Annotated in this window: 19 protein-coding genes; 2 read left to right on the forward strand and 17 right to left on the reverse strand. The window is 62.1% G+C overall.

The genetic code is table 11. The annotated features are described in order from the left end of the window. Window positions 1–41: 41 nt before the first annotated feature. The 17 genes from ISS99_RS02820 to ISS99_RS02900 all read right to left on the reverse strand — a co-directional run bounded on the left by ISS99_RS02820 (window position 42) and on the right by ISS99_RS02900 (window position 15,878). Window positions 42–1,463, reverse strand: a complete 1,422-nt coding sequence (locus ISS99_RS02820) for a porin family protein (protein WP_284343851.1) — start codon at window positions 1,461–1,463, stop codon at window positions 42–44. Between the two features lie 22 nt (window positions 1,464–1,485). Next, window positions 1,486–2,067: an acetate uptake transporter gene (locus tag ISS99_RS02825; RefSeq protein ID WP_204630061.1), complete on the reverse strand. Its 582-nt coding sequence runs from the start codon at window positions 2,065–2,067 to the stop codon at window positions 1,486–1,488. A gap of 410 nt (window positions 2,068–2,477) precedes the next feature. Next, window positions 2,478–3,200 carry a DUF2968 domain-containing protein gene (locus ISS99_RS02830; protein ID WP_204630062.1) on the reverse strand — a complete coding sequence of 241 codons (723 nt, stop codon included), beginning with the start codon at window positions 3,198–3,200 and terminating at the stop codon, window positions 2,478–2,480. A gap of 40 nt (window positions 3,201–3,240) precedes the next feature. Continuing rightward, on the reverse strand, window positions 3,241–5,328 hold the full coding sequence (locus tag ISS99_RS02835; protein WP_204630063.1) for a TadG family pilus assembly protein: 2,088 nt from the start codon (window positions 5,326–5,328) through the stop codon (window positions 3,241–3,243). 5 nt (window positions 5,329–5,333) lie between these two features. Further along, entirely contained in the window at window positions 5,334–5,657 is a 324-nt protein-coding gene (locus tag ISS99_RS02840; protein WP_204630064.1) for a DUF3613 domain-containing protein, read from the reverse strand. Beyond that, window positions 5,654–6,484 carry a tetratricopeptide repeat protein gene (locus ISS99_RS02845; protein ID WP_204630065.1) on the reverse strand — a complete coding sequence of 277 codons (831 nt, stop codon included), beginning with the start codon at window positions 6,482–6,484 and terminating at the stop codon, window positions 5,654–5,656. Before ISS99_RS02845 ends, ISS99_RS02840 begins: the two co-directional genes overlap by 4 nt. A 2-nt stretch (window positions 6,485–6,486) precedes the next feature. Beyond that, entirely contained in the window at window positions 6,487–7,437 is a 951-nt protein-coding gene (locus tag ISS99_RS02850; RefSeq protein WP_204630066.1) for a type II secretion system F family protein, read from the reverse strand. After that, window positions 7,434–8,360, reverse strand: a complete 927-nt coding sequence (locus tag ISS99_RS02855; RefSeq protein WP_204630067.1) for a type II secretion system F family protein — start codon at window positions 8,358–8,360, stop codon at window positions 7,434–7,436. The genes ISS99_RS02850 and ISS99_RS02855 overlap by 4 nt, the downstream gene beginning before the upstream one ends. Further along, entirely contained in the window at window positions 8,357–9,721 is a 1,365-nt protein-coding gene (locus tag ISS99_RS02860) for a TadA family conjugal transfer-associated ATPase (protein WP_204630068.1), read from the reverse strand. The genes ISS99_RS02855 and ISS99_RS02860 overlap by 4 nt, the downstream gene beginning before the upstream one ends. After that, window positions 9,706–10,983: a CpaE/TadZ family protein gene (locus tag ISS99_RS02865; protein ID WP_204630069.1), complete on the reverse strand. Its 1,278-nt coding sequence runs from the start codon at window positions 10,981–10,983 to the stop codon at window positions 9,706–9,708. The genes ISS99_RS02860 and ISS99_RS02865 overlap by 16 nt, the downstream gene beginning before the upstream one ends. Before the next feature lie 12 nt (window positions 10,984–10,995). Next, the gene (locus tag ISS99_RS02870) at window positions 10,996–12,339 is read right to left on the reverse strand and encodes a type II and III secretion system protein family protein (RefSeq protein WP_204630070.1); all 1,344 of its coding nucleotides are present in this window, start codon (window positions 12,337–12,339) and stop codon (window positions 10,996–10,998) included. Continuing rightward, window positions 12,336–13,340, reverse strand: a complete 1,005-nt coding sequence (cpaB, locus tag ISS99_RS02875) for a Flp pilus assembly protein CpaB (protein WP_204630071.1) — start codon at window positions 13,338–13,340, stop codon at window positions 12,336–12,338. Before cpaB ends, ISS99_RS02870 begins: the two co-directional genes overlap by 4 nt. A 30-nt stretch (window positions 13,341–13,370) precedes the next feature. Then, window positions 13,371–13,889, reverse strand: a complete 519-nt coding sequence (locus ISS99_RS02880) for a pilus assembly protein (protein WP_204630072.1) — start codon at window positions 13,887–13,889, stop codon at window positions 13,371–13,373. Between the two features lie 13 nt (window positions 13,890–13,902). Further along, window positions 13,903–14,412 (reverse strand): A24 family peptidase, encoded by a 510-nt coding sequence (locus tag ISS99_RS02885; protein WP_204630073.1) that lies wholly within the window; start codon window positions 14,410–14,412, stop codon window positions 13,903–13,905. Between the two features lie 144 nt (window positions 14,413–14,556). Next, entirely contained in the window at window positions 14,557–14,745 is a 189-nt protein-coding gene (locus tag ISS99_RS02890) for a Flp family type IVb pilin (protein WP_204630074.1), read from the reverse strand. 249 nt (window positions 14,746–14,994) lie between these two features. Then, complete coding sequence (locus ISS99_RS02895) at window positions 14,995–15,492, reverse strand: hypothetical protein (RefSeq protein ID WP_204630075.1); 498 nt, start codon at window positions 15,490–15,492, stop codon at window positions 14,995–14,997. A 35-nt stretch (window positions 15,493–15,527) separates the two neighbouring features. Further along, the gene (locus ISS99_RS02900; protein ID WP_204630076.1) at window positions 15,528–15,878 is read right to left on the reverse strand and encodes a carboxymuconolactone decarboxylase family protein; all 351 of its coding nucleotides are present in this window, start codon (window positions 15,876–15,878) and stop codon (window positions 15,528–15,530) included. Between the two features lie 165 nt (window positions 15,879–16,043). Between ISS99_RS02900 and ISS99_RS02905 the strand changes: the two genes are divergently transcribed. Both ISS99_RS02905 and ISS99_RS02910 read left to right on the forward strand, forming a co-directional pair. After that, the gene (locus tag ISS99_RS02905) at window positions 16,044–18,131 is read left to right on the forward strand and encodes a M13 family metallopeptidase (protein ID WP_204630077.1); all 2,088 of its coding nucleotides are present in this window, start codon (window positions 16,044–16,046) and stop codon (window positions 18,129–18,131) included. Window positions 18,132–18,207: 76 nt separating this feature from the next. Then, window positions 18,208–18,612, forward strand: coding sequence for a GFA family protein (locus ISS99_RS02910; protein ID WP_204630078.1), 405 nt, complete (start codon window positions 18,208–18,210; stop codon window positions 18,610–18,612). Window positions 18,613–18,676 lie beyond the last annotated feature (64 nt).

Genomic DNA, 18,676 nt, shown 5'->3' on the forward strand with positions numbered 1-18,676 from the left:
CCCTCTCCCCGGCGGGGAGAGGGTTGTGCTGAGCGGCCGATCTAGAACTTGTAGATCGCACTCACGTTGACCTGATTTCCCCCGGTCGACAGCCGCGTCGCGCCATTGGTGGTGGTATTGAGAATGGCGTGGATCCACTCCAATGCGAAGGCATAGTCGCCCACTGCGTATTGCACGTTGGCGGCCACCTGGCGATTCTTCAGCAAGCCGGTCGAACCGTTGTCCAGCCATTCGATCACGTCGTTGGTGCTGGGTTTGCTGATGGCATAGAAGACGTTGGCACTCCAGTTCGGCGTGAATTTGTAGCCGCCGGAGACGTAGCCGCCCTTGTCCTTGATGTCGCCGAATTGCGACAGGTCGCCGAAAATTTCGCCGATGCCCTTGCCGTCATAGATCACGCTCTTGAGCGACCAGGGGCCGGGCGTCCATTCGCCGCCCACTTCGACCGCTTCGCTGGAAAATTGCCGTTTGATGGGCGCAGGTTCGGTGCCACCTACACCGGTGAGATTGATCTGGCTGTAATGCGCGGCGAGGAACAACAGCCAATCCTTCGCCATTTCCACGTGCAGCTTGGCTTCGATCTGCGGGCGGAATCCCGCATTGCCCGCGCTCACGTAATTGACCGGATTGCCCGGGCCGCTCCAGGTACCCGAGAAGCCGCCCAGATCCAGCCGCCACTGCGGGCCTTCCGAACCGTTGTTGAGCATCTGCGAATACACGATGCCGGGGAAGCGCCAACCGATGATACCGGCGCCATAACCGAGCGGGAAGGCGATGTGGCTGAGCGAATCGGGCAGATCGTCCAGCGGGAACATCAGGTCCCACATCTGGCCGATGCGGATATTGCTGCCCGACACCGGGTTGTCCAGCACCATGTAGGCCTGGCGCAGGCGCGGCAGCGGTTGCTGTTGCGAGTAGGCGCCGGTGCCGTTGTTGCCGCCGAAGAAATCCATTTCCAAGTGCGCGCCGCCAGTCCAGTTGCCGGCCACCTTGGCGCCGGTCAGGTCGAACCAGAAGCGCGTATTGCGCACATCGACGCCGCTGAGATCGCCGGCCGATTTGGGGATCGGGTATTCCGCATTCTGCCCGTTGCCGAAGGTGAAACTGCGGGTCTGGCTGAAGGCGGTGGCATCGATAAAGCCGTGGAAGGCCACCGACAGGCCCGGTGCGCTGGTGAAGCTCGGCTTGCTTGCACTCGGCGCGGCCGCGACCACATTCGCCTGCGCCTGCTGGGTCTGCTGAATCTGTGCCTGCTGCTGCGTCTGCTGGTTCTGCAACTGGCTGAGGGCAGCATGCAGTTGCTGCAGGTCCTGCTGTTGCTGATTGAGCTGCTGTTGTTGCTTTTCGACCAGGGTCTTGAGTGCCTGGATCTGGGCATCGCGGCTATCGGATTGGGCGAAGGCTGGAGCGGTAGCGGTAAGGCCCAGTGCGGCGAGGGCCAGAAACAAGGTGTGTCTTTTCACGTTTTTTCTCCCTTGTCGTGGATTAACGGGTAGTGCCGGGTACGCCGGTGGGCAGGACTACCCGCTTGTGCGCTTCGTTGATGATTTCGGCCGCCGATAGATAGAACGCCAGGATGGCGGTGAGCAGGCCGACATATCCTCCCGCTGCGTGCAGGGCGCCGATGCCGGTCCACTCGGCCGCGGCAAGCAGGAAAAAGGTGATCCACAAGGCCAGGAAAATCAGTTGCAGCGCGCGTGCTGCGGCCAGCGAACCGATCCACATGTAAAACGTGAACACACCCCACGCGAACAGATACCAGCCGACGAATGCGGCGGGCACCTTGTCGTGCAGAAACAGCACGAACAGGGCGAACGACCACCAGAAGGCACCGTAGCTGACGAATGCCGTCGCGCCGAAAGTGTTGTTGCGGGGCAGTTCCATGATGCCGGCGATGATCTGCGCCGTACCACCATAGGCCATCGCGACGGCCAGCACCATGCCCATACTGTCGCCGTTGAACCAGCCGGCGTTGATCATGCTCAACAGCCACGTGGTCAAGGCAAAACCGGCGAGGCCGAGCGGCGCCGGGTTGGAAAAACGCACCTGTACCTGTTCGTTGCTCATGGCAGGAACCTCCCAATGCGGGATGGAGTGCCTAGGGCCTGTTAGCACTAGTTGCGAATGATCCGTGGCGTGTGGCTCCCCGATCGCCGGCGCGCGGTCTCCCCGCACGCGCGCCGGTTAACTCATGGCGGCAAGACGTTGCGCGGCGGGCGCGGGCAATGGCTGGCGGCGAGCGCCAACGAGGGCGCTGTGCTTACGAGTGCCCGTACTCGTCTGGACATGGGCCGTTCCCTTCGGATGTGCAAAAAAAGCGAGGCTTTTTCGATCCGTTTGCGCAGGCAGTCCTGTTGCGAAGCAGCAAGTGCACGGCCCGGCGAATGAGCTGACTTTACTCAATTGCGCCAGAAAAAATAGACCCGCGCCCGGCAGATTGGCCCAGCGCCGTGTTTTTTACGTGAAAGTCTTGCCCGTCACGGATTGGAGGCCGTCTGCGCCGCAGGCGCCGACCCCAGCGAGTTTGCCGGTGCAGTGGCTGGTGCAGGTGCCTCCTGCCTGGGTAAGGTCAGCGTGGGGTTGGATTCCTGCTCCTCCAGCGCGCGAATGCGCTCCCTTACCGTATCCAATTCGTTGTTGGAGGCATGCAGGTCGGCGGTCAGCGAAGTGCTCTGCTGCGCGGCCTGCTGTTGCTGCGCGGCCACCTGCTGGGTCTGTTGGCGCTGATACTCGGCATCCCGTTCCAGGTTCTGCAGGCGCTGCTGGTTCATTTGCACCAGGTGGTCGGTGTATTGCTTGTTGGCCTGCAGGCGGAGCGTGTCGATATCCACCTTGGCGAGCTCTTCGGTTTGCGACACGAAGGTGTGATAGATGTTTTCCGCTTCGTCGTAGGAATCGGTGCGAATCACGCGCCAGAAATCCTTGCCGTGGAACAGCGCCACGTAATAGTTGAGCACGTCCGGTTGAAACAGCAGGCTGGCGCCGTAGCTGCTGTTGTAGGTGGTGCGCAGTTCGGTGAGCTGGTGGTTGGCGATCAGGCGATGGAAATCGTCGACGATGCTGCTGGCCGCCGGTGCGGCGGGCGCGCTGCCCGACGGTGCGGGATTGTCGGCGGCGCAAGCCACGCTGCAAACCAACAGACAGCCTAGGATCGACACCACATACTTCGTCTTGCGGGTACGGCGGTTCGCGAAGCTCATCCTGGGTTTCCTCATCGGTTGCGCGTGGGTGAGTGGATCGTCAGTACACCAGTTGTACGTTGTGGCATTTCAGGGATTGCAGGTAGACGGTGTTTTCGCCGATCTGCAGGCCGGTGAAGCTCAGCAGCGGGGTGAGTATCTGCGATCCGACGTCATTGAGCGGTGTTTGCAGGGCCTGGAGCAGGAAGCCGATCAGGCCGACGAAGGCATTGGAATTGGTGCCGGTTCCGGTGCCGCTGTTCAGGGCACCCTGGATGACGGAGATGCAAGCAGCCGAGTTGTTCCCCACCGTGCATCCCACGTCGCCAAGTATGCCGCTCAAGACCCCCGTGAGACCGTTTATCAGGCTGCCTACGTCGCTAAGCAGGCCGGTCGTGTTCAAGGTAACGGTATTGCCAAGCAGGCTGGTGACGTTGGACGTGACCGAGCCCAGCGTGCCCTGCAGGCCGGTCGAGCTGGTCTGGATGCTATTCAGTGCATTTTGCAGCTTGGCGGCATCCGTGCTGCCGGTGGCCTGGTTCCACAGGTCCGTCGCGGTTTGCTGTGCGGTTTGTGTCGGTGTTGCCGAGGTCGTCGTGGATGCATTGGCAATCAGTGCCGCGGTCAGTGCGGTAACCAGATTGTTGACGCTGGTGCCGATGTTGAGCTCGTCGCCCGTGTTTGCGGTCTGTCCGGCTGCGAGAGTGACGCTGCTGTTGCCGGTCAGCGCATTGGTGGCGAAGGAAGTATTGAGGCTGGCGAAATTCGTGCCCGCGGCGGAAAGCTTGAAGACCTGCACCGGGCTGTTTGCGCCCGGAATCTGGTCACAACTGGCCGTGGTCGAAAACGCATTGGCCTGGGTGATGTTGCCGACACACATCTTGAGCACCGACGAGGTGACCGAAAGCGTGGCTTGCGGCGCCCCCGAGGCATTTTCCGTATTGCACAGGCTGGTCAGCTCGGCCTCGGCATCGGCGACGTCGATGGTAAGGGGAAGGTTGAGATTCAGGTCGATCAATCCGCCCAGCAGCGGACTGCCGGAAGAGGTGAGATCCAGAAAGATGCGGATCTGGGCGGTGTAGGCGGTCGTGCCGACGCCGCCTATGCCGATGGACGGCGGCTCGATCACGCTCACTGCCGAGTTCAAGGTAATGCCAAGCGGAAGATTGAGATTCACCGATCGTGCATCGACCGCATGTCCGGTGGTGGCAACCCCGATTGCCGCCTCCAGCAGTTGCAGTGCATTGACGTTGGCGTTCAACGCCGAATTGGCGGCGGTGTCCGGCCCGACGATTTGCGCAAACAGTCCGCTCGGCGTGCTGCCGGACGAACCCAGCAATACATTCAACGGAACGTTGCCCAGCTGTGCATCGATCGCATTGACCAGGCTGACATTGGCGTTGGTCAGCGACGATTGCCCGCCTACGGTCACGATGGCGTTCAATACGTTGACCAGCGCTTGCGCGTTGGTCTGGTCCGAGAGAAGTGTGTTGAGTCCGCCGGCGCTGAGATCGGTCGGTACCGATATGCCGAGCTGCTGCAACAATCCGGACGGCGTGATGTAGACATCGGCCAGACCCTGGTAACCCACCAGCGACGTGCCGCCGACATTGAGGCCGATGCCGGTAAGGAATTGCTGCAGCGGCGCGGCGCCGGTCACGTTCACCAGCGTCGTGCCAATCGAAAACGTCGCCACCGGCGGTGTGCTGGTCGCCACCGCTTCGGTGGTGACGGCGGGCAGTGTGCTGGGGAAGGCAAAAAACGGCGTCACCGGCCGCGTGGCGATCACTCGCACGGCATTGGGCGACACGCCTGCCGCCGAAGCGGAAAAGCCATCCGTTACGCCGGTGGTGGCCGCGGCGCTCCAGGTGCCGCATGCCACGTTGAGCGTGCCGCCGAAATGGTTTTCGGTGGTGGCATTGCCGGATGCGGCGGTATTGCCGGTGTTGCCGGCGGTGCAATCTTCCAGCGCCTGTGCGCCGGCCAGCGATGCCAGGTCGGCGACTTTCTGTGTGTCGCGCTTGGCGGCGTACAGATAACCCACTTCCACCAGCCCCAGCATGCCGACCAGGCCGATCAGCAGCAGCATCATGTTCACGGCCATCGAGCCGCGCTGATGCAGGTGAGCTCGGGAGATGGGGGCCGTCATGGCGTCTATTTCACGGTGTCCGCGGTCTTGCCGACCGGGCTTTCGTAGAAGTCGGGGATCGGATGATCGAAGCTCTTCAGATAGCGGCGATAGGCAGCGGTGGCCTCGTCACCCAGCATGGGCAGCGGCTTTGCGGACTGGGTTCCGCCGGTTTGCAGTTGCAGTACATAGCGCGTGGCGTCGCCGACCTGATTGGCGTGAAAGGCCGGTGCGGGTGCGGTTTCGGGCGGTGCAAATCCCGGTGCAGGCTGAGCTTGCTGGGCAAGCGCCGTATTCGCAGCCGCCAAGGCCATCAGCAATGGCAGGCCAAAAGCGAGATGCATTTTCATGGCTGGCTCCCGTTGGAAGGGGTATTGCCCAAACGATCGAGCAGGGTGGAGGGAATGCCCTGCGAAGGTGTGGCCATCGCCGCCTTGTCGCGGGAAGGCGACGGCAGCGCGGTTTCGGCGAGCCTCGTTTGCAGGCGCATCTGCATCGCCAGCTTGTGCACGGCATCGCGCGTGGACTGCGGCAGGTTGGCGCGCTGCATGATGGCATCGGATTGCACGTCGTCGCCTTGCAGCGATGCCCACAAAGCCAGATTGGAAACCACCTTGGTGTTGGTCGGCTCCAGCTCTGCCGCTTCGGCCAGCGGCTCGTGTGCGTTGGCGATGTCGCCGGCGGCCAGCCGCGCATACCCGAGGTCGTTCAGATAGGTGACATTGACCGGCTCGATCCGGGTGGCTTCCTGCAAATCCTTTTCGGCCTCCGCGTAGCGCCGCTGTCTGGCGGCGATCAGGCCCAGGCCGTGCCACGCCGATGCGGCCTGCGAGCCGTGCAGCATGCCTTGGTAGACCTTTGCGGCTGCATCGTCCTGGCCGGTTTCGCGCAAGGCGTCGCCTTGCATGCGTTGCAGTTCCGGCGGGTCGCCGTAGCGCAAGCGGAACGCGTCGATGTGCGCGAGCGATGCGTAGTAGGAACCTTGCTGCTGCATCTGGCGGATCAGGTCCAGGTACATGGCCTTGCTGTCGGTGGCAGGCTGCTTGGACGGCTCGATCAGGCTTGGCGCCATGGCGTGGTTGGGAAAGCCGTTGCGGATCGTGCTGCAAGCGGCGATGCCGATGCAGGTGCCGGCTACCAGCCATGGACGGATGCGGGAAAAGGTCGTAGCGCTCATGGTCAGTGTCCTTTGAGCTTGGCCATCGTGCCGATCAGGGAAACCACCGCCGGTCCGGCCAGCACCAGCATCAGCGCCGGCAGCAGGGTCAGCATCATCACCAGGGTCATCTTCACCGACAGCTTGCCGGTGCGCTCCTTCATGCTCATCTTGCGTTGTTCGCGCAAGCGCTCGGCGAACTGGCGCAACGGTTCCTGCACCGCGCCGCCGTGTTCGTGCACCTGCACGATGATCTGCACCAAGCTTTGCAGTTCGTGGTTGTCGAAGGATTCGGCCAACCGGCGCAGCGACTGCTCGCGCGGGCGCCCGTGCGTGTAGGCGACGTTGGCGTCGTGAATTTCACGACCCAGCACCGGAATGACGGTGCGGAAACGCTCGGCAACGATTTGCAGGCTCTGGTCCATGCTTACGCCGACACCTTGCAGCAGGCGCAGCAGGTCGATCAGCAGCGGAAGCTCGTCTTCGACGTGTTTGCGCAGGCGAGCGGCCCATGCGCCGAGAATGAACTTGGGCAGCAATAGCCCGGCGGCGAAGCCGGCAAGCAGGCTGAACACCTGACGCACGCCGCCGGGCGGCAACCACGGCAACAGCAGCAGCGGCAGGGCGAAAGCCAGCACCAGGCGCAGGCCGAGGTAGATCGCACGATCGGTGGAAGTGTTGCGGTTGGTCTGCTCGAGCAGCAGGCGGTCTTCCGGCGCCAGCAGGATCTGCCCCAACGCGCCGCTCTCGAAGCGCCGGCCGAGCGATTCCAGCATCTGCGCCGCGCGCTGGCGCAGCGATCGTTTGGCCAGCTCGCCCGTTTCGGTACCCACGCCGTCCGGTTGTTGCCGCAGGGCTCGATCGATCGCGTGCACCACTTGTTCGCTCTGCCGCGTCCGTTGCAGCCAGCTCACGGCCAGCAATGCGGCAGCAAGTATCAGCGCGATCACGGCACAGGTCAGAAGCGCGCTCATAGCGATCGCGCCAGGCGATAAAGCAGGGTGCCGCCGATAACTTCCAGCAGCAAAGCCACCAGCAGAATTTTGTGCCCCAGCGGCTGGGTGAACATCGGCATGAAGAAGGCGGGATTGGCCATCGTCATGAATGTGGCAACAGCCAGCGGCAGCAGCCCGATCACCCAGGCGGACAAGCGCGTTTCCGAAGTGATGGCCTTCAGCTCCTGCCGTGCGTGGCTGAGGTCTCGCATGAAGTCGCTCATGCGTTGCAGGATCTGGTCGGCGCGCCCGCCCATGCGCATGCCGGTGCCCAGCACCACGTGCAGCAGTTCCAGCTCTTCCAGGCGATACGGACGCGAAGCCAGTTGCAAGGCGCGGTCCAGGTCCAGTCCCGCGCGTACCGATTGCATGGAGCGGTCGAGCACCGCGCGCAGCGGCGGCTGCACCGAGGATAGCGTTGCCTGGAAGGCCATCGGCAGGCTGTTGCCGATGTGGGACATGCGGACGATGCCGTCCAGAAAATCGGGCAGTTGGCGGACGAGCTGCTTTTGCAGCTTTTCGATGCGCATGCGCAACCACAGCCACACCCCGGCCAGATATCCGCCGAGCAGCAGCGGCAAGATCCAGAAGCTGCCGACGCGCCACCAGCCGGCGACGGCGATCACAAGGCCCACGGCGCCAAGCAGCACCGGCACGTGCAGGCCAGGCGCCAGGTTCGCGCGCAGCATCAGCGCGTCGGTGGGCCATTCTTCCTTCGCCGCAGGCAGGGCAAGTGCCGTGGATACGGCGGTTCCTTGCATATCCGCCGCGCCGCCGAGACTCTGTTCGATGTGCGCCAGGCTTTTTTTCGCCTGGCGACGTGCAGCGCTGCCCCACCACAACTCCACCGCGCCGGCGAGCATCAGCAGGGCCATGCTGGTGAGGGCCAATGCCTGGATCATGGCAGGCCGCCGCCAGCGTCGCGCAGAAACTGCCGATAGGGTTCCAGCTTGGGCGTGTGCGGGTGGAAGCCCAGTCCGGGCCAGCGTTCGTGCTCGATACCCTCCAGGTCCGTGGCGATTTCGTGGTGGAACATCTCCTGCGTGGTGATGACCTCGTCGCTGGTGCCGATCACTTCGGTGATCGAGGAGATCACGCGACGCCCGTTGTTGAGTCGTGTGATCTGGATGATGAAATCGATCGCGCTGGCGATCTGTCGCCGAAGGCTGCTTTCGGTGCCCTGGAAGCCGGCGAAACCGCACAGCATTTCCATGCGATACAAGGCATCGCGCGGCGAGTTGGCATGGATGGTGGACATCGAGCCGTCATGCCCGGTGTTCATCGCCTGCAGCATTTCAAGCACTTCGGAACTGCGCACTTCGCCGACCACGATGCGGTCCGGGCGCATGCGCAGGCTGTTGCGGACCAGATCGCGAATGCTGACCGCGCCATCGCCCTCGAAACCGCCCATGCGGCTTTCCAGGCGCACCACGTGCGGGTGATTGAGCGACAGTTCGGCGGTGTCTTCCACCGTGATCACGCGCTCGGTGTGCGGAATGAAGCTGGCCAGCGCATTGAGCAGGGAGGTCTTGCCGGAACTGGTGCCGCCCGAAATCAGGATATTGCAGCGCCCCATGACCGCGGCGCGCAGCAAGGCGTGGATCGACTTGTCGAACATCTTGCGTGCCAGCAGGTCGTCCGGCGTAAACGGCTCCTTGCGGAATTTGCGGATCGATACGCACGGTCCGGTAACCGATAGCGGCTCGATGATCGCGTTGAGGCGTCCGCCGTCCGGCAGGCGCGCATCGACCATCGGGTTGGATTCGTCCAGGCGCCGGCCGATCGGCACCAGGAAGCGCCGCACGATGCGCAGCAAATGCCGGTTGTCGGCGAAGCGCGCGGGGCTGTGTTCCAGCACGCCGCAACGCGACACGTAAACGTCCTTGTAGCCGTTGATGAGAATGTCTTCGACTTCCGGGTCGCGCAGCAGGTCTTCCAGCGGACCGAAGCCGGTCAGCTCCTTGACCAGGGCGGCGGAGATCTTGCGCATTTCCGCTTCGTTGATCGGTATGCGCCATTCCTGCACGTAGGCGCCGGTTTCGATCTCGGCGTACTTGGTGATGGTATCCAGCGACCAGGAAGTGATATCCAGGTGCTGTTCTTCGACGTGGTTGAGCAGAAACTCGTGCGCGCCCGAAAGCACGTCGTGGAATTGTTGGGTCTGCTCGAAGGGAACGTCGCGCCGGCCGGCGGACGTGGCCGCATCGATGCTGCGCAGCACGTCAGTAACGTCGTGGTTGGCGCGGTTCAAGGCGTTTTCCATCGATGTTCTCCCTTGAGATTGAACAATCTTTTCCAGCGGGATGAATCGGCGCCGTCCTTTACTCCGATGTGGAGCTTGGCCAGCAAGGGCGCGAGCGCACGCAGATAGGCGTCGTGCGGAGCCACCTGGTGCAACAGCAAACCCTGGTTGGCGCTGCTGCGCAGGGCGCGTGCGCGGTCGGGCAGGGTGGCCAGCAGCGGCAATTCGAAGCGCTCGGCCATTTGCCGCGCGGTGATGCCGCACTCTTCGTCGTAGCGGTTGACGACCAGCGCCACCCGCTTGTCGCGTGCATTGAGCTGGGCCAGCTGGCGCATGCACGCGTCGAGCGAAACCATCGAGGCAATGCCCTGGTCGGCGACCAGCCAGATTTCGTCCGCCGACTGCAGCAACGCGTGCGGCAGTTCCCGCGGCTGCAGTCCGCCAGCATCGCACAGCATCAGTTCGAACAGGCTCTGCAAACGGTCGACCAGCGGTGCGGCATCGAATCCGCCGACGTTTTCGTGCGCCTGCGCCAGCACCACCAGCCGGCTGACGTGATGTGGGATCGCGGTGCGAATCAAGGTGGGGTCGATGCGCGTGGCATTGCGCAAGGCGTCTTCAAAGTGGAAATCGCCCTTGGTGCCGAGGTAGAGCGAGGCGTCGCCGGCCGGTTGCCCAAGATCTAGCAGCAAACTGTGCGCAATGGCCTCGGCGGCGGCTTCCGCAGGGGCTTTGACCGGCGGCATCGACAGCACGCCCAGGTGCGCTGCCAGCGTGCTGGTGCCCACTCCGGCGCGAACGCCCATCAACACCACCAACTGTCCGTTGTTGCGCGTGGCCGGGGCAGGCGAGGCCTGGGCCTGGGCGGCATGTTCCAGTGCGTGATCGAGCAGAGCGCGGATTTCGTCGTCCTGCGCATCCACGTCGATGAAATCGCGCACGCCGGCACGTAGCGCCGCCAGCACGCCGGTGGCGCGGTCGGCAGCGGTGGAGCCCACGCCCAGCATCGGCAATCCGGGGGAAAGCATGCTCAGCTGGCGCGCCAATGCGGTGGACGCATCGGCCGTCTCGCAAGCGTAGTCCAGCAACACCATGCGATGTTCGCAACGCAGCGCAGCCCAATGCTCAGCCGAGAAGCGCCGGCTGTCTTCCCAATGCACGACCGCCAGGTGACGCAGGCGTGCCGCCAGGCGCTGCGCGCGTTGTTCGTCCGGTGAGTAGAACAGCAGCTTCACGCCAAGCTCCTGTTTGCCGAAGGGGATGATCGATGCGGCCGTCTGCATGTCATGCCCCTTCTAGCGGGAAAACCCGGGCAACTGGTCGGAGCCCGCCGGATTGAGCAGAAACGAGCCCCACACCGGCATGGCTTGCTGCTGCTCGCGCTCGCCCGGCAATGGCAGCTTCACGCCGCGCGCCACGGCATGCACCAGATGCGGCGTCACCATGATCACCAGTTCCTTGTCCTGCTTGCTGTACTGCATGTCGCGGAAAAACGCGCCAAGAATCGGAATGTCGCCAAGCAGCGGAACCTTGTTGACCTGGCTGATGATGTTCTGGCTTACCAGCCCGCCGATCACGAAGGTCTCGCCGTCGCCCAGCTCCACCGTGGTATCGGCGCGGCGCGTGGTGATGGCCGGCACCGATACGCCGCTGATCACCAGCTCATTGGTGTAATCCAGTTCGCTCGCTTCGGGCGCCACTTTCAGCGCGATGCGATCCGGTGCCAGCACCGTCGGCGTCAGGGTCAGGCCCACGCCGTAAGGCTTGTAGACGATGGCGATGGTGCCCAGGCCCTGCGGTTCGGGTATCGGCAGCTCGCCGCCGGCCAGAAAGCTTGCGCTCTGCCCGGAAAGCGCTACCAGGGTGGGTTCGGCCAGCACGCGCGCAAGGCCATCGGCCTGCAGCACGCTCAGGTCGCTGAAAAGGTGGTGCGTGGTGGAATTGAAAATGAGGTTGAAGGCCGAGGAAATCGGCTGGGTGGCGTTGAAAGTCACGCTGCCCACGGTGGAATTGTTGTTGTTGGCGCTTGCCTCGCCCACTTGCACCGAACTCAGCGACGTCGGTCCGAACGTGCCAAAGGTGAAACCGCCGTTGTTCTTGATCAGGTTGAGGCCTAGCGAACTCATCGCGGTCTTGTCGAACTCCACCACTTTCACGTCGACCTGCACCACGCCGCCGCTATCGATGCGCGACATGTCCGACACGTTCGTCTTGGGGTCGCTGGCCGTGGCTGCCGCGAAGGCCTGTTGATGGTCGAGCAGGCTCGGCGCTTCGCCGCGCAGCAGGGCGGAGCCGTCCTGTTGTTCCATTTGCGTACTGGTATCGTTTTCCAGCTGCGATTGAATGGCGCTGCTCACCGCCACCGTCACGCGTTGCGGTTGTGCCTGGCCGTGGTGCCAAAGCAGCAGCACAGTCTGGCCTGCCTGCTTGCCGACCAGCAACACTTCACCGCGTTTTTTCAAAGTGACCACATCGGCAACGCCAGGATCGGCGATGGCGATGCGCTCCAGGTCTGCCGGCAGGTGCCAGGGGCGCTGCTCGTGAGTCTGCAATACCACATCAGCCGGTGCTTCGGCGAAGCAAGGTGCCAACGCAAAGACGGCGAGGGCGGCAAGGTAGGTGCGATTCCAGCGCATCATGGTGAGTGGCTCCCAGCGTTGTCGCCGCGCTGAGCGCCGCGGATGATTTCCACACCAGAAGCGATCTCGATGTGGCGATGTGCGATCGGATGCGGCGGCGAACCAGCCTGGCCGGCGAGGCCGGAGCCGTCGATGCCGGCAAATGCGTCGTTGTCGGGGGATTGGAGCTGTTGCAGTTTTTCCCCGGCAATCGATGCCATCGGCGACAACACCGCCGGCGGCTGCGGGAACAGTTTGCTGTCCGGTTGGCTGTCATCGCCGGGATAGCGCAAGGCGAGGGTGAGCTTGCCGTTCTGGATGCCGAGCAGCAATTTGTCGACGTCCGCGATCGGTACCGCCAGCACCGCCGTGCGTGCCGGTTCGGTGTTGTCGGGCCGCACCGTCGTGGTTTGCTGCGCCGTGCCGCTGGCAGGTTTGCCCACCGAAGAGGCCGGGACGGGCAGGTTGCGATCGCCATAAGCCATCACGCGTAGATGCGACAGCAACAGGCGTGTCTGGCTGCGATCGTGTTCATTGCCGGGCGTGGTGTTCTGCGGATTCTTGAGGCTGAGGAATACGTCGACGTAATCGCCGGGGGCGACGCGGTTGCCAACGCCAGCCACTTCGTCGACCGGTACGGCCAATGCGCGTTCACCTGGAATCAGCTGCATGGACATGCCGTGTGCGAGCAGGTCCACGGTAATCGGCGCGCCGGCCGGAATACCCACCAAGGGCATGCGCCCGGCTACGGCGTCGACGTCGCTGAAACTTCCTTGCGGGGCCTGCGCTTCACCGACGACGCGTAGCGATGCAAACGAGATGACCTGGCCTGCGGGGAGTTCGTCCGAAGCGACCACCACCGGCGTGCCATTGACCGGCTGAGCAGGAGCGACATTGGTATGCGTGACCAGCGGCGTGGCAACGCGCTGCGTGTTGTGGCGCCCCAGGCTGAAGGCGACTATCGCCAATATAAACGCCAGCACCACCAGGAAGATCGCCGCGAATCGTGTGATTTTCTGCATGGATGCTGTCTCCAGAGAGCGTCGGGATGGTTAGTCGCCGGTAAGGTCGAGTTGGACCGTGGCCGAACTGCTCATGACGGCGCCCATCACCCAGCCGTAGACGGCCTTGGTGCCGGGCAGGAAAGGATTGGCGTCGTAGTTGTAGGAAGCGACCACCGTCATGCACGACATCGCCGGGGTGTCTGGACAGGCGACGGGTGCCGATACGGCGATGGCAGTAAATGCGCCGCCTGGTGCCGGCGGTGTCGCACAATCGGGTGTCTCGCTCGAAAAATTCAGCAGCCACTGCATGGATTCCTGCGCGGCATTGCAGGCATTGGCCTGACGTTGCGCCGTAGTGCCGTAGTGCAGGGCAGCGCGTGCACCTTCCGCCGCGGCCAGGCTCAGCGTTTCCTGCGCGGCGAAAATCATCACGCCGGTCAGGGTGAGCAGGATCAGCGGCAGCACGCCGAACAGAAAAACCACTGCGAATTCGATGGCCATGACGCCGCGCTGCCTGCGCAGGCTGCGCGATGCTACGTGACTCTGTTTAATGCGTAGCAGATACATGGCGATTTTTTCCTCACCAATGCGCAAGGGTTGGATAGAGCAGCGTGGCCAGCGCTCCAGTCGATAAGAATGCTGCATAAGGCGTGCCACGCCGCTTTTTTTCAGAGGTGACCGCGTTGATCACCTCGACATCGAGCACGCCTCGCGCGACGTGGCGAAACTGGTGGTTGGAAAGCAACACATAGACGACGTGCATGCCGGCCAAGAGGCTGGCGATAATCCAGATCGGCAACAGTGCCTTTGCACCCATCAGAAAACCCAGGGTTGCAAACAGCTTGACGTCGCCGGCTCCCATCCTGTGAATGGTGTAGAACGGAAAGAAAACCAGCAAGCCGATAAGGAAACCAAGCAACGACGACCACGGCGCTCCGGTGTGATCTAGCCACCACTGCATGCACAGCGCGAACGCACCGAGCACCAATGCAGCTAGCAGGAGCGCATTCGGCACGCGGCGCGCACGAATATCGCTGATGGCGCTCATTACGCACAGCGACGCTACCAATGCGGGCAGAAGGGTCGACATTTTCAGACTCCGTCCACGGCCAATCCTCCAGGTTCATCGCCTGGGAGTTTTGACGTTGGAACACGCGGCGCGTCAACGCGTATCGACGCGCCCTGAGAGACAAATAGGCTTTTTGCCTATTTGTCTAATCTATTTGTCGACCGTTTAACCGGCTGGTGATGCGGCATTGCCGACGGCGGTAGTCAGCGTCGTCATTAGCGTTCCATACAACTTCGACAATTGAGGATAAAAAGCCCCAACCAAAGCCGCCGCCACCAAGCATGCAACGATGCCGTATTCCAGCGCCGTTACACCGTCTTCCTCAACGAGGAAATTACGAAGTGCTGCGTTCATTTGAATCCCCCTTTGGGCTTATCGCCCATGAGCCATCCCAATGTGGCCAAGACACGTGGAGTTGCCGACACGTACTGACCGAAAACCTGCGAAAGCGCATCGTAGGTCGGCCCTTGCAGGCCTACGGCGACACCAAGCGGATGGATCGCCGATGCTCGGATTGTTGAGGTTTATTTACTGGATTCGCCCAATTTCAGATGCTATTCATGAATCTGTCGATGGCACGTGAAGAATTACATTTCATTTTCATTATTTCTGCACGCTGATGAAAATATTCGATGCAGAAAATACCTGTCTAGGTAGCGTCAAAAAAATGACGCATTTAAATTTCATGCAATTTTCTAGCTTCACGTTCCTTCCTGATTTTAATGATGCATTTATCGGGCCAATTGGCATGATTATATTTATCGATCTAAATGGCTGTAAAAATGATGGATTCGATATATACAAAAATAACGGCGGCGAAATAATGGCGACTTGGTGCCATTTTTGACACGTCATTGAATCGCGTGGCGCTTTTTTTCTTGGCGTTGAGGCGGAATGCCCGTGCACGCGCCCGGATTGGGGCAGGGCGAGCCTGGCGGGCGTTTGAATATCGCGGTTTTCGAGGGCCCGGATCAGTGGCAAACGAACGCGAAATGGCTGGTGTCGGCGATGGATATTCAAGTCGCGCAACCATTCGGCGATCGTCGCGTTTCGAATAATTCTTTTCGGCTTTGTCGCTCCGGAAAATCCGGAGCGACGCAATGAATAATCGTTGCGATCAGGCAGCGAGTGCTCGCTTATGACGAACGGCCTGCTTCGTGCGCGCTGACGGCATCCATCACCCGTGCCGAATACACCAATGCGGCACCTGCGTTGAGTGCAATGGCCACGCCCAGTGCCTCGGCGATTTCTTCGTGCGTGGCGCCATGTTTCAAGGCCTCGCCGGTATGCACCGTAATGCAGCCGTCGCAGCGCGTGGTGACCGCCACGGCAAGCGCGATCAATTCGCGTGTCTTGGCGTCCAGGTGCCCGGTTTTCTGGCCTGCCTTGGACAAGGTCTGATAGCCGGCAACGGTGTCGGGGCTGAGCTTGCCCACTTCGCCGATGCGGCCGATCAATTGTTTGCGGTATTCCAGCCAATCCATCATGAGCCATCTCCTCATCGTTGGAAGGAAAGCAAGACTAACTCTCGCGGCTTCGCGAGGCGAACGGGACGCGTCGCGGTTGCCGTAGCCCAGAAGTCATGACACACAAGGCGGCGATGGCGGACTATCTTTTCGCCAATCACTTCGTGGCATTTGGGGATCAAGGCGATGCTCGTTTTTCGACGGTTTCTGGCGGTGGCGATACTTGGTGGCCTTGCCGCGGCAGTGGCGGCGCCGGTTGCGCTGGGTGCGAGCCCCGTTGCGAAAGTTGCCTCGGCCGATAGCAGTGGCATCGATCTGGCGGGCATGGATCATGCCGTGAAGCCGGGGGATGATTTCTTCGGCTACACCAATGGCACCTGGGTGAAGAACACGCAGATTCCAGCCGATCGCTCCAGCACGGGACCGACCCAGGACCTGGAGGAACTGACCGAACAACGCACGGCCGACCTGATCCGCAATGCGGCCAAGACGCATCCTGCGGCGGGTTCCAACGATCGCAAGATTGCCGATTACTATGCCGCTTTCATGGACGCGGCCGCGATCGAAAAGCGCGGTCTCGCGCCGCTGAAAACGCAGCTGGAGCAGATCGACGCGATCAAGACGCGCGACGACCTGGCGCGCGTGTTGGGCAGCGAGATGCGCGCGGACGTCGATCCGATCAACGCCACCAACTTCCAGACCGAGCATTTGTTCGGCCTGTTCGTGACGCAGGCGCTGGAGGATCCCACGCACAACCAGGCGTACCTGTTGCAGGGCGGCCTGGGCATGCCGAGCCGCGATTATTACTTGTCGCAGGATCCACAGATGGTTGGATACCACGCCAAGTACCAGGCCTACGTGGTCGCCTTGCTCAAGCTGGCGGGCATGGCCGATGCACAGACGCAGGCGGAGCACATTCTTGCCCTGGAAACGAAGATAGCGCAGGCGCAGGAAAACCTGGTCGACAGCGAGGACGTGCACCAGGCCGCCAACGTCTGGCCTGTAGCCGAGTTTGCGCAGAAAGCACCGGGCTTGAACTGGAATGCTTACTTCAAGGCCGCGCAACTGTCCGGCCAGCAACAGTTCGACGTCTGGCAGCCTGCCGGTATCACCGGGCTGGCGGCCCTGGTCGGCAGTGAGCCGATCGAAAGCTGGAAGCAGCTGTTGCGCTACCACGCGCTGGACGGCGCCGCGTGGCTGTTACCCAAGGCGTACGCCGACCTGCATTTCGATTTCTACGGGCATACGCTCGAAGGCACGCCGCAGCAAACCGATCGTTGGAAGCGGGCCGTGGATGCGACCAGCGACGATCTGGGCGATGCGGTGGGACAGATGTACGTGAAGCGTTATTTTCCACCCTCGGCCAAGGCGAAAGCGCAGGCGATGGTGAAGAACCTGCTGGCGACCTTCGATGCACGCATCGACACGCTGGCCTGGATGACGCCGGCCACGCGCGCCAAGGCCAAGGAAAAGATCGCCACCTTGCGCGTGGGCGTGGGTTATCCGGATACCTGGCGCAGTTACGCGACGTTGGTGGTTCGTCCCGACGATGCACTTGGCAATCACCAGCGGGCGGTTGCCTTGCAGTATCAATATGCACTTGCTAAGCTTGGCAAGCCGGTGGATCACGGCGAGTGGTGGATGACGCCGCAGACCGTCAATGCGGTCAATCTGCCACTGCAAAACGCCCTGAATTTTCCGGCGGCGATTCTGCAGCCGCCGTTCTTCGATCCCAACGCCGACGATGCAGCCAACTATGGCGCCACCGGTGCGACCATCGGGCACGAAATCAGCCACAGCTTCGACAATACCGGCGCGGACTTCGACGCGCAGGGCAGGATGGAGAACTGGTGGACACCACAGGATGCCGCGCACTTCAAGGCGGATACGCAAAAGCTCGTGGATCAATACAACCACTACGAAGCACTGCCCGGTCTCTACGTCAACGGCCAGCAGACGCTGGGTGAAAATATCGCCGACGTTGCCGGCCTGGCGGTGGCGTATGCGGCGTATCACAAGTCGCTGGGCGGCAAGCCGGCGCCGGTGATCGACGGGCTGACCGGCGACCAGCGTTTCTTTATCGCTTACGGGCAAAGCTGGCGAGCCAAGACCCGCGATGCCGAATTGCGCCAGCGTCTGGCGACCGATGTCCACGCACCGGACAGCATCCGCGCCCAGGCGGTGCGCAATATCGATGGCTGGTATGACGCGTTCAAGGTGGTGCCGGGCGAAAAGCTGTATCTGGCGCCGGAGCAACGCGTAAAGATCTGGTGATCGCGCAGATAGACGCGCAACCGTCGGATGGAGACGGTTGCGCGATGGGAGCGTTCAAACCTTGGTGGAGGTTCTCGTGTCCAGCCGAACGGCATCGTGTTTTTGCGGGCAGTTGCGGATCGAGGTTCATGGCGAAACGCTCGGTGCAGGCGTTTGCCATTGCCTGGCCTGCCAGCGGCGCACCGGCAGTGTTTTTGCCGCGCTGGCTGCTTTTGCGGCGCCTTTTACAGTCCACGGCGCCGCTACCGAATTCGTGCGCACGGGCGATCAGGGCGGCAGGTTTCGCTTCCGATTCTGTCCTGTCTGCGGCAGCACGGTGTTCCACGTGGACGAAGCCGACGACACCTACGTGATGGTCGCGGTGGGCGCTTTTGCCGATCCGGATTTCCCCGCACCGCAGGACTCGGTCTACGAGTGCCGCAAGCACGCGTGGGTGCAGTTGCCTGAAAACGTCGCGCGGTACGAAAAAGATCCCACGTAACCAGCACAAACACATTCATCGGAGTTCAGCGTGGATCGCAGCGTCGATGATGCCGGGTTGCGTT

The organism is Dyella mobilis, from assembly GCF_016904945.1.
Classification (GTDB): domain Bacteria; phylum Pseudomonadota; class Gammaproteobacteria; order Xanthomonadales; family Rhodanobacteraceae; genus Dyella_B; species Dyella_B mobilis.

Excerpts from the sequence above, each read along its gene's own strand:
- ISS99_RS02885 (WP_204630073.1), bottom strand. The coding sequence starts at position 14,412 with ATGTCGACCCTTCTGCCCGCATTGGTAGCGTCGCTGTGCGTAATGAGC.
- ISS99_RS02900 (WP_204630076.1), bottom strand. The coding sequence starts at position 15,878 with ATGATGGATTGGCTGGAATACCGCAAACAATTGATCGGCCGCATCGGC.
- ISS99_RS02860 (WP_204630068.1), bottom strand. The coding sequence starts at position 9,721 with ATGGAAAACGCCTTGAACCGCGCCAACCACGACGTTACTGACGTGCTG.
- ISS99_RS02850 (WP_204630066.1), bottom strand. The coding sequence starts at position 7,437 with ATGAGCGCGCTTCTGACCTGTGCCGTGATCGCGCTGATACTTGCTGCC.
- ISS99_RS02825 (WP_204630061.1), bottom strand. The coding sequence starts at position 2,067 with ATGAGCAACGAACAGGTACAGGTGCGTTTTTCCAACCCGGCGCCGCTC.
- ISS99_RS02870 (WP_204630070.1), bottom strand. The coding sequence starts at position 12,339 with ATGATGCGCTGGAATCGCACCTACCTTGCCGCCCTCGCCGTCTTTGCG.
- ISS99_RS02855 (WP_204630067.1), bottom strand. The coding sequence starts at position 8,360 with ATGATCCAGGCATTGGCCCTCACCAGCATGGCCCTGCTGATGCTCGCC.
- ISS99_RS02835 (WP_204630063.1), bottom strand. The coding sequence starts at position 5,328 with ATGACGGCCCCCATCTCCCGAGCTCACCTGCATCAGCGCGGCTCGATG.
- ISS99_RS02865 (WP_204630069.1), bottom strand. The coding sequence starts at position 10,983 with ATGCAGACGGCCGCATCGATCATCCCCTTCGGCAAACAGGAGCTTGGC.
- cpaB (WP_204630071.1), bottom strand. The coding sequence starts at position 13,340 with ATGCAGAAAATCACACGATTCGCGGCGATCTTCCTGGTGGTGCTGGCG.
- ISS99_RS02890 (WP_204630074.1), bottom strand. The coding sequence starts at position 14,745 with ATGAACGCAGCACTTCGTAATTTCCTCGTTGAGGAAGACGGTGTAACG.
- ISS99_RS02905 (WP_204630077.1), top strand. The coding sequence starts at position 16,044 with ATGCTCGTTTTTCGACGGTTTCTGGCGGTGGCGATACTTGGTGGCCTT.
- ISS99_RS02845 (WP_204630065.1), bottom strand. The coding sequence starts at position 6,484 with ATGAGCGCTACGACCTTTTCCCGCATCCGTCCATGGCTGGTAGCCGGC.
- ISS99_RS02830 (WP_204630062.1), bottom strand. The coding sequence starts at position 3,200 with ATGAGCTTCGCGAACCGCCGTACCCGCAAGACGAAGTATGTGGTGTCG.
- ISS99_RS02840 (WP_204630064.1), bottom strand. The coding sequence starts at position 5,657 with ATGAAAATGCATCTCGCTTTTGGCCTGCCATTGCTGATGGCCTTGGCG.
- ISS99_RS02880 (WP_204630072.1), bottom strand. The coding sequence starts at position 13,889 with ATGTATCTGCTACGCATTAAACAGAGTCACGTAGCATCGCGCAGCCTG.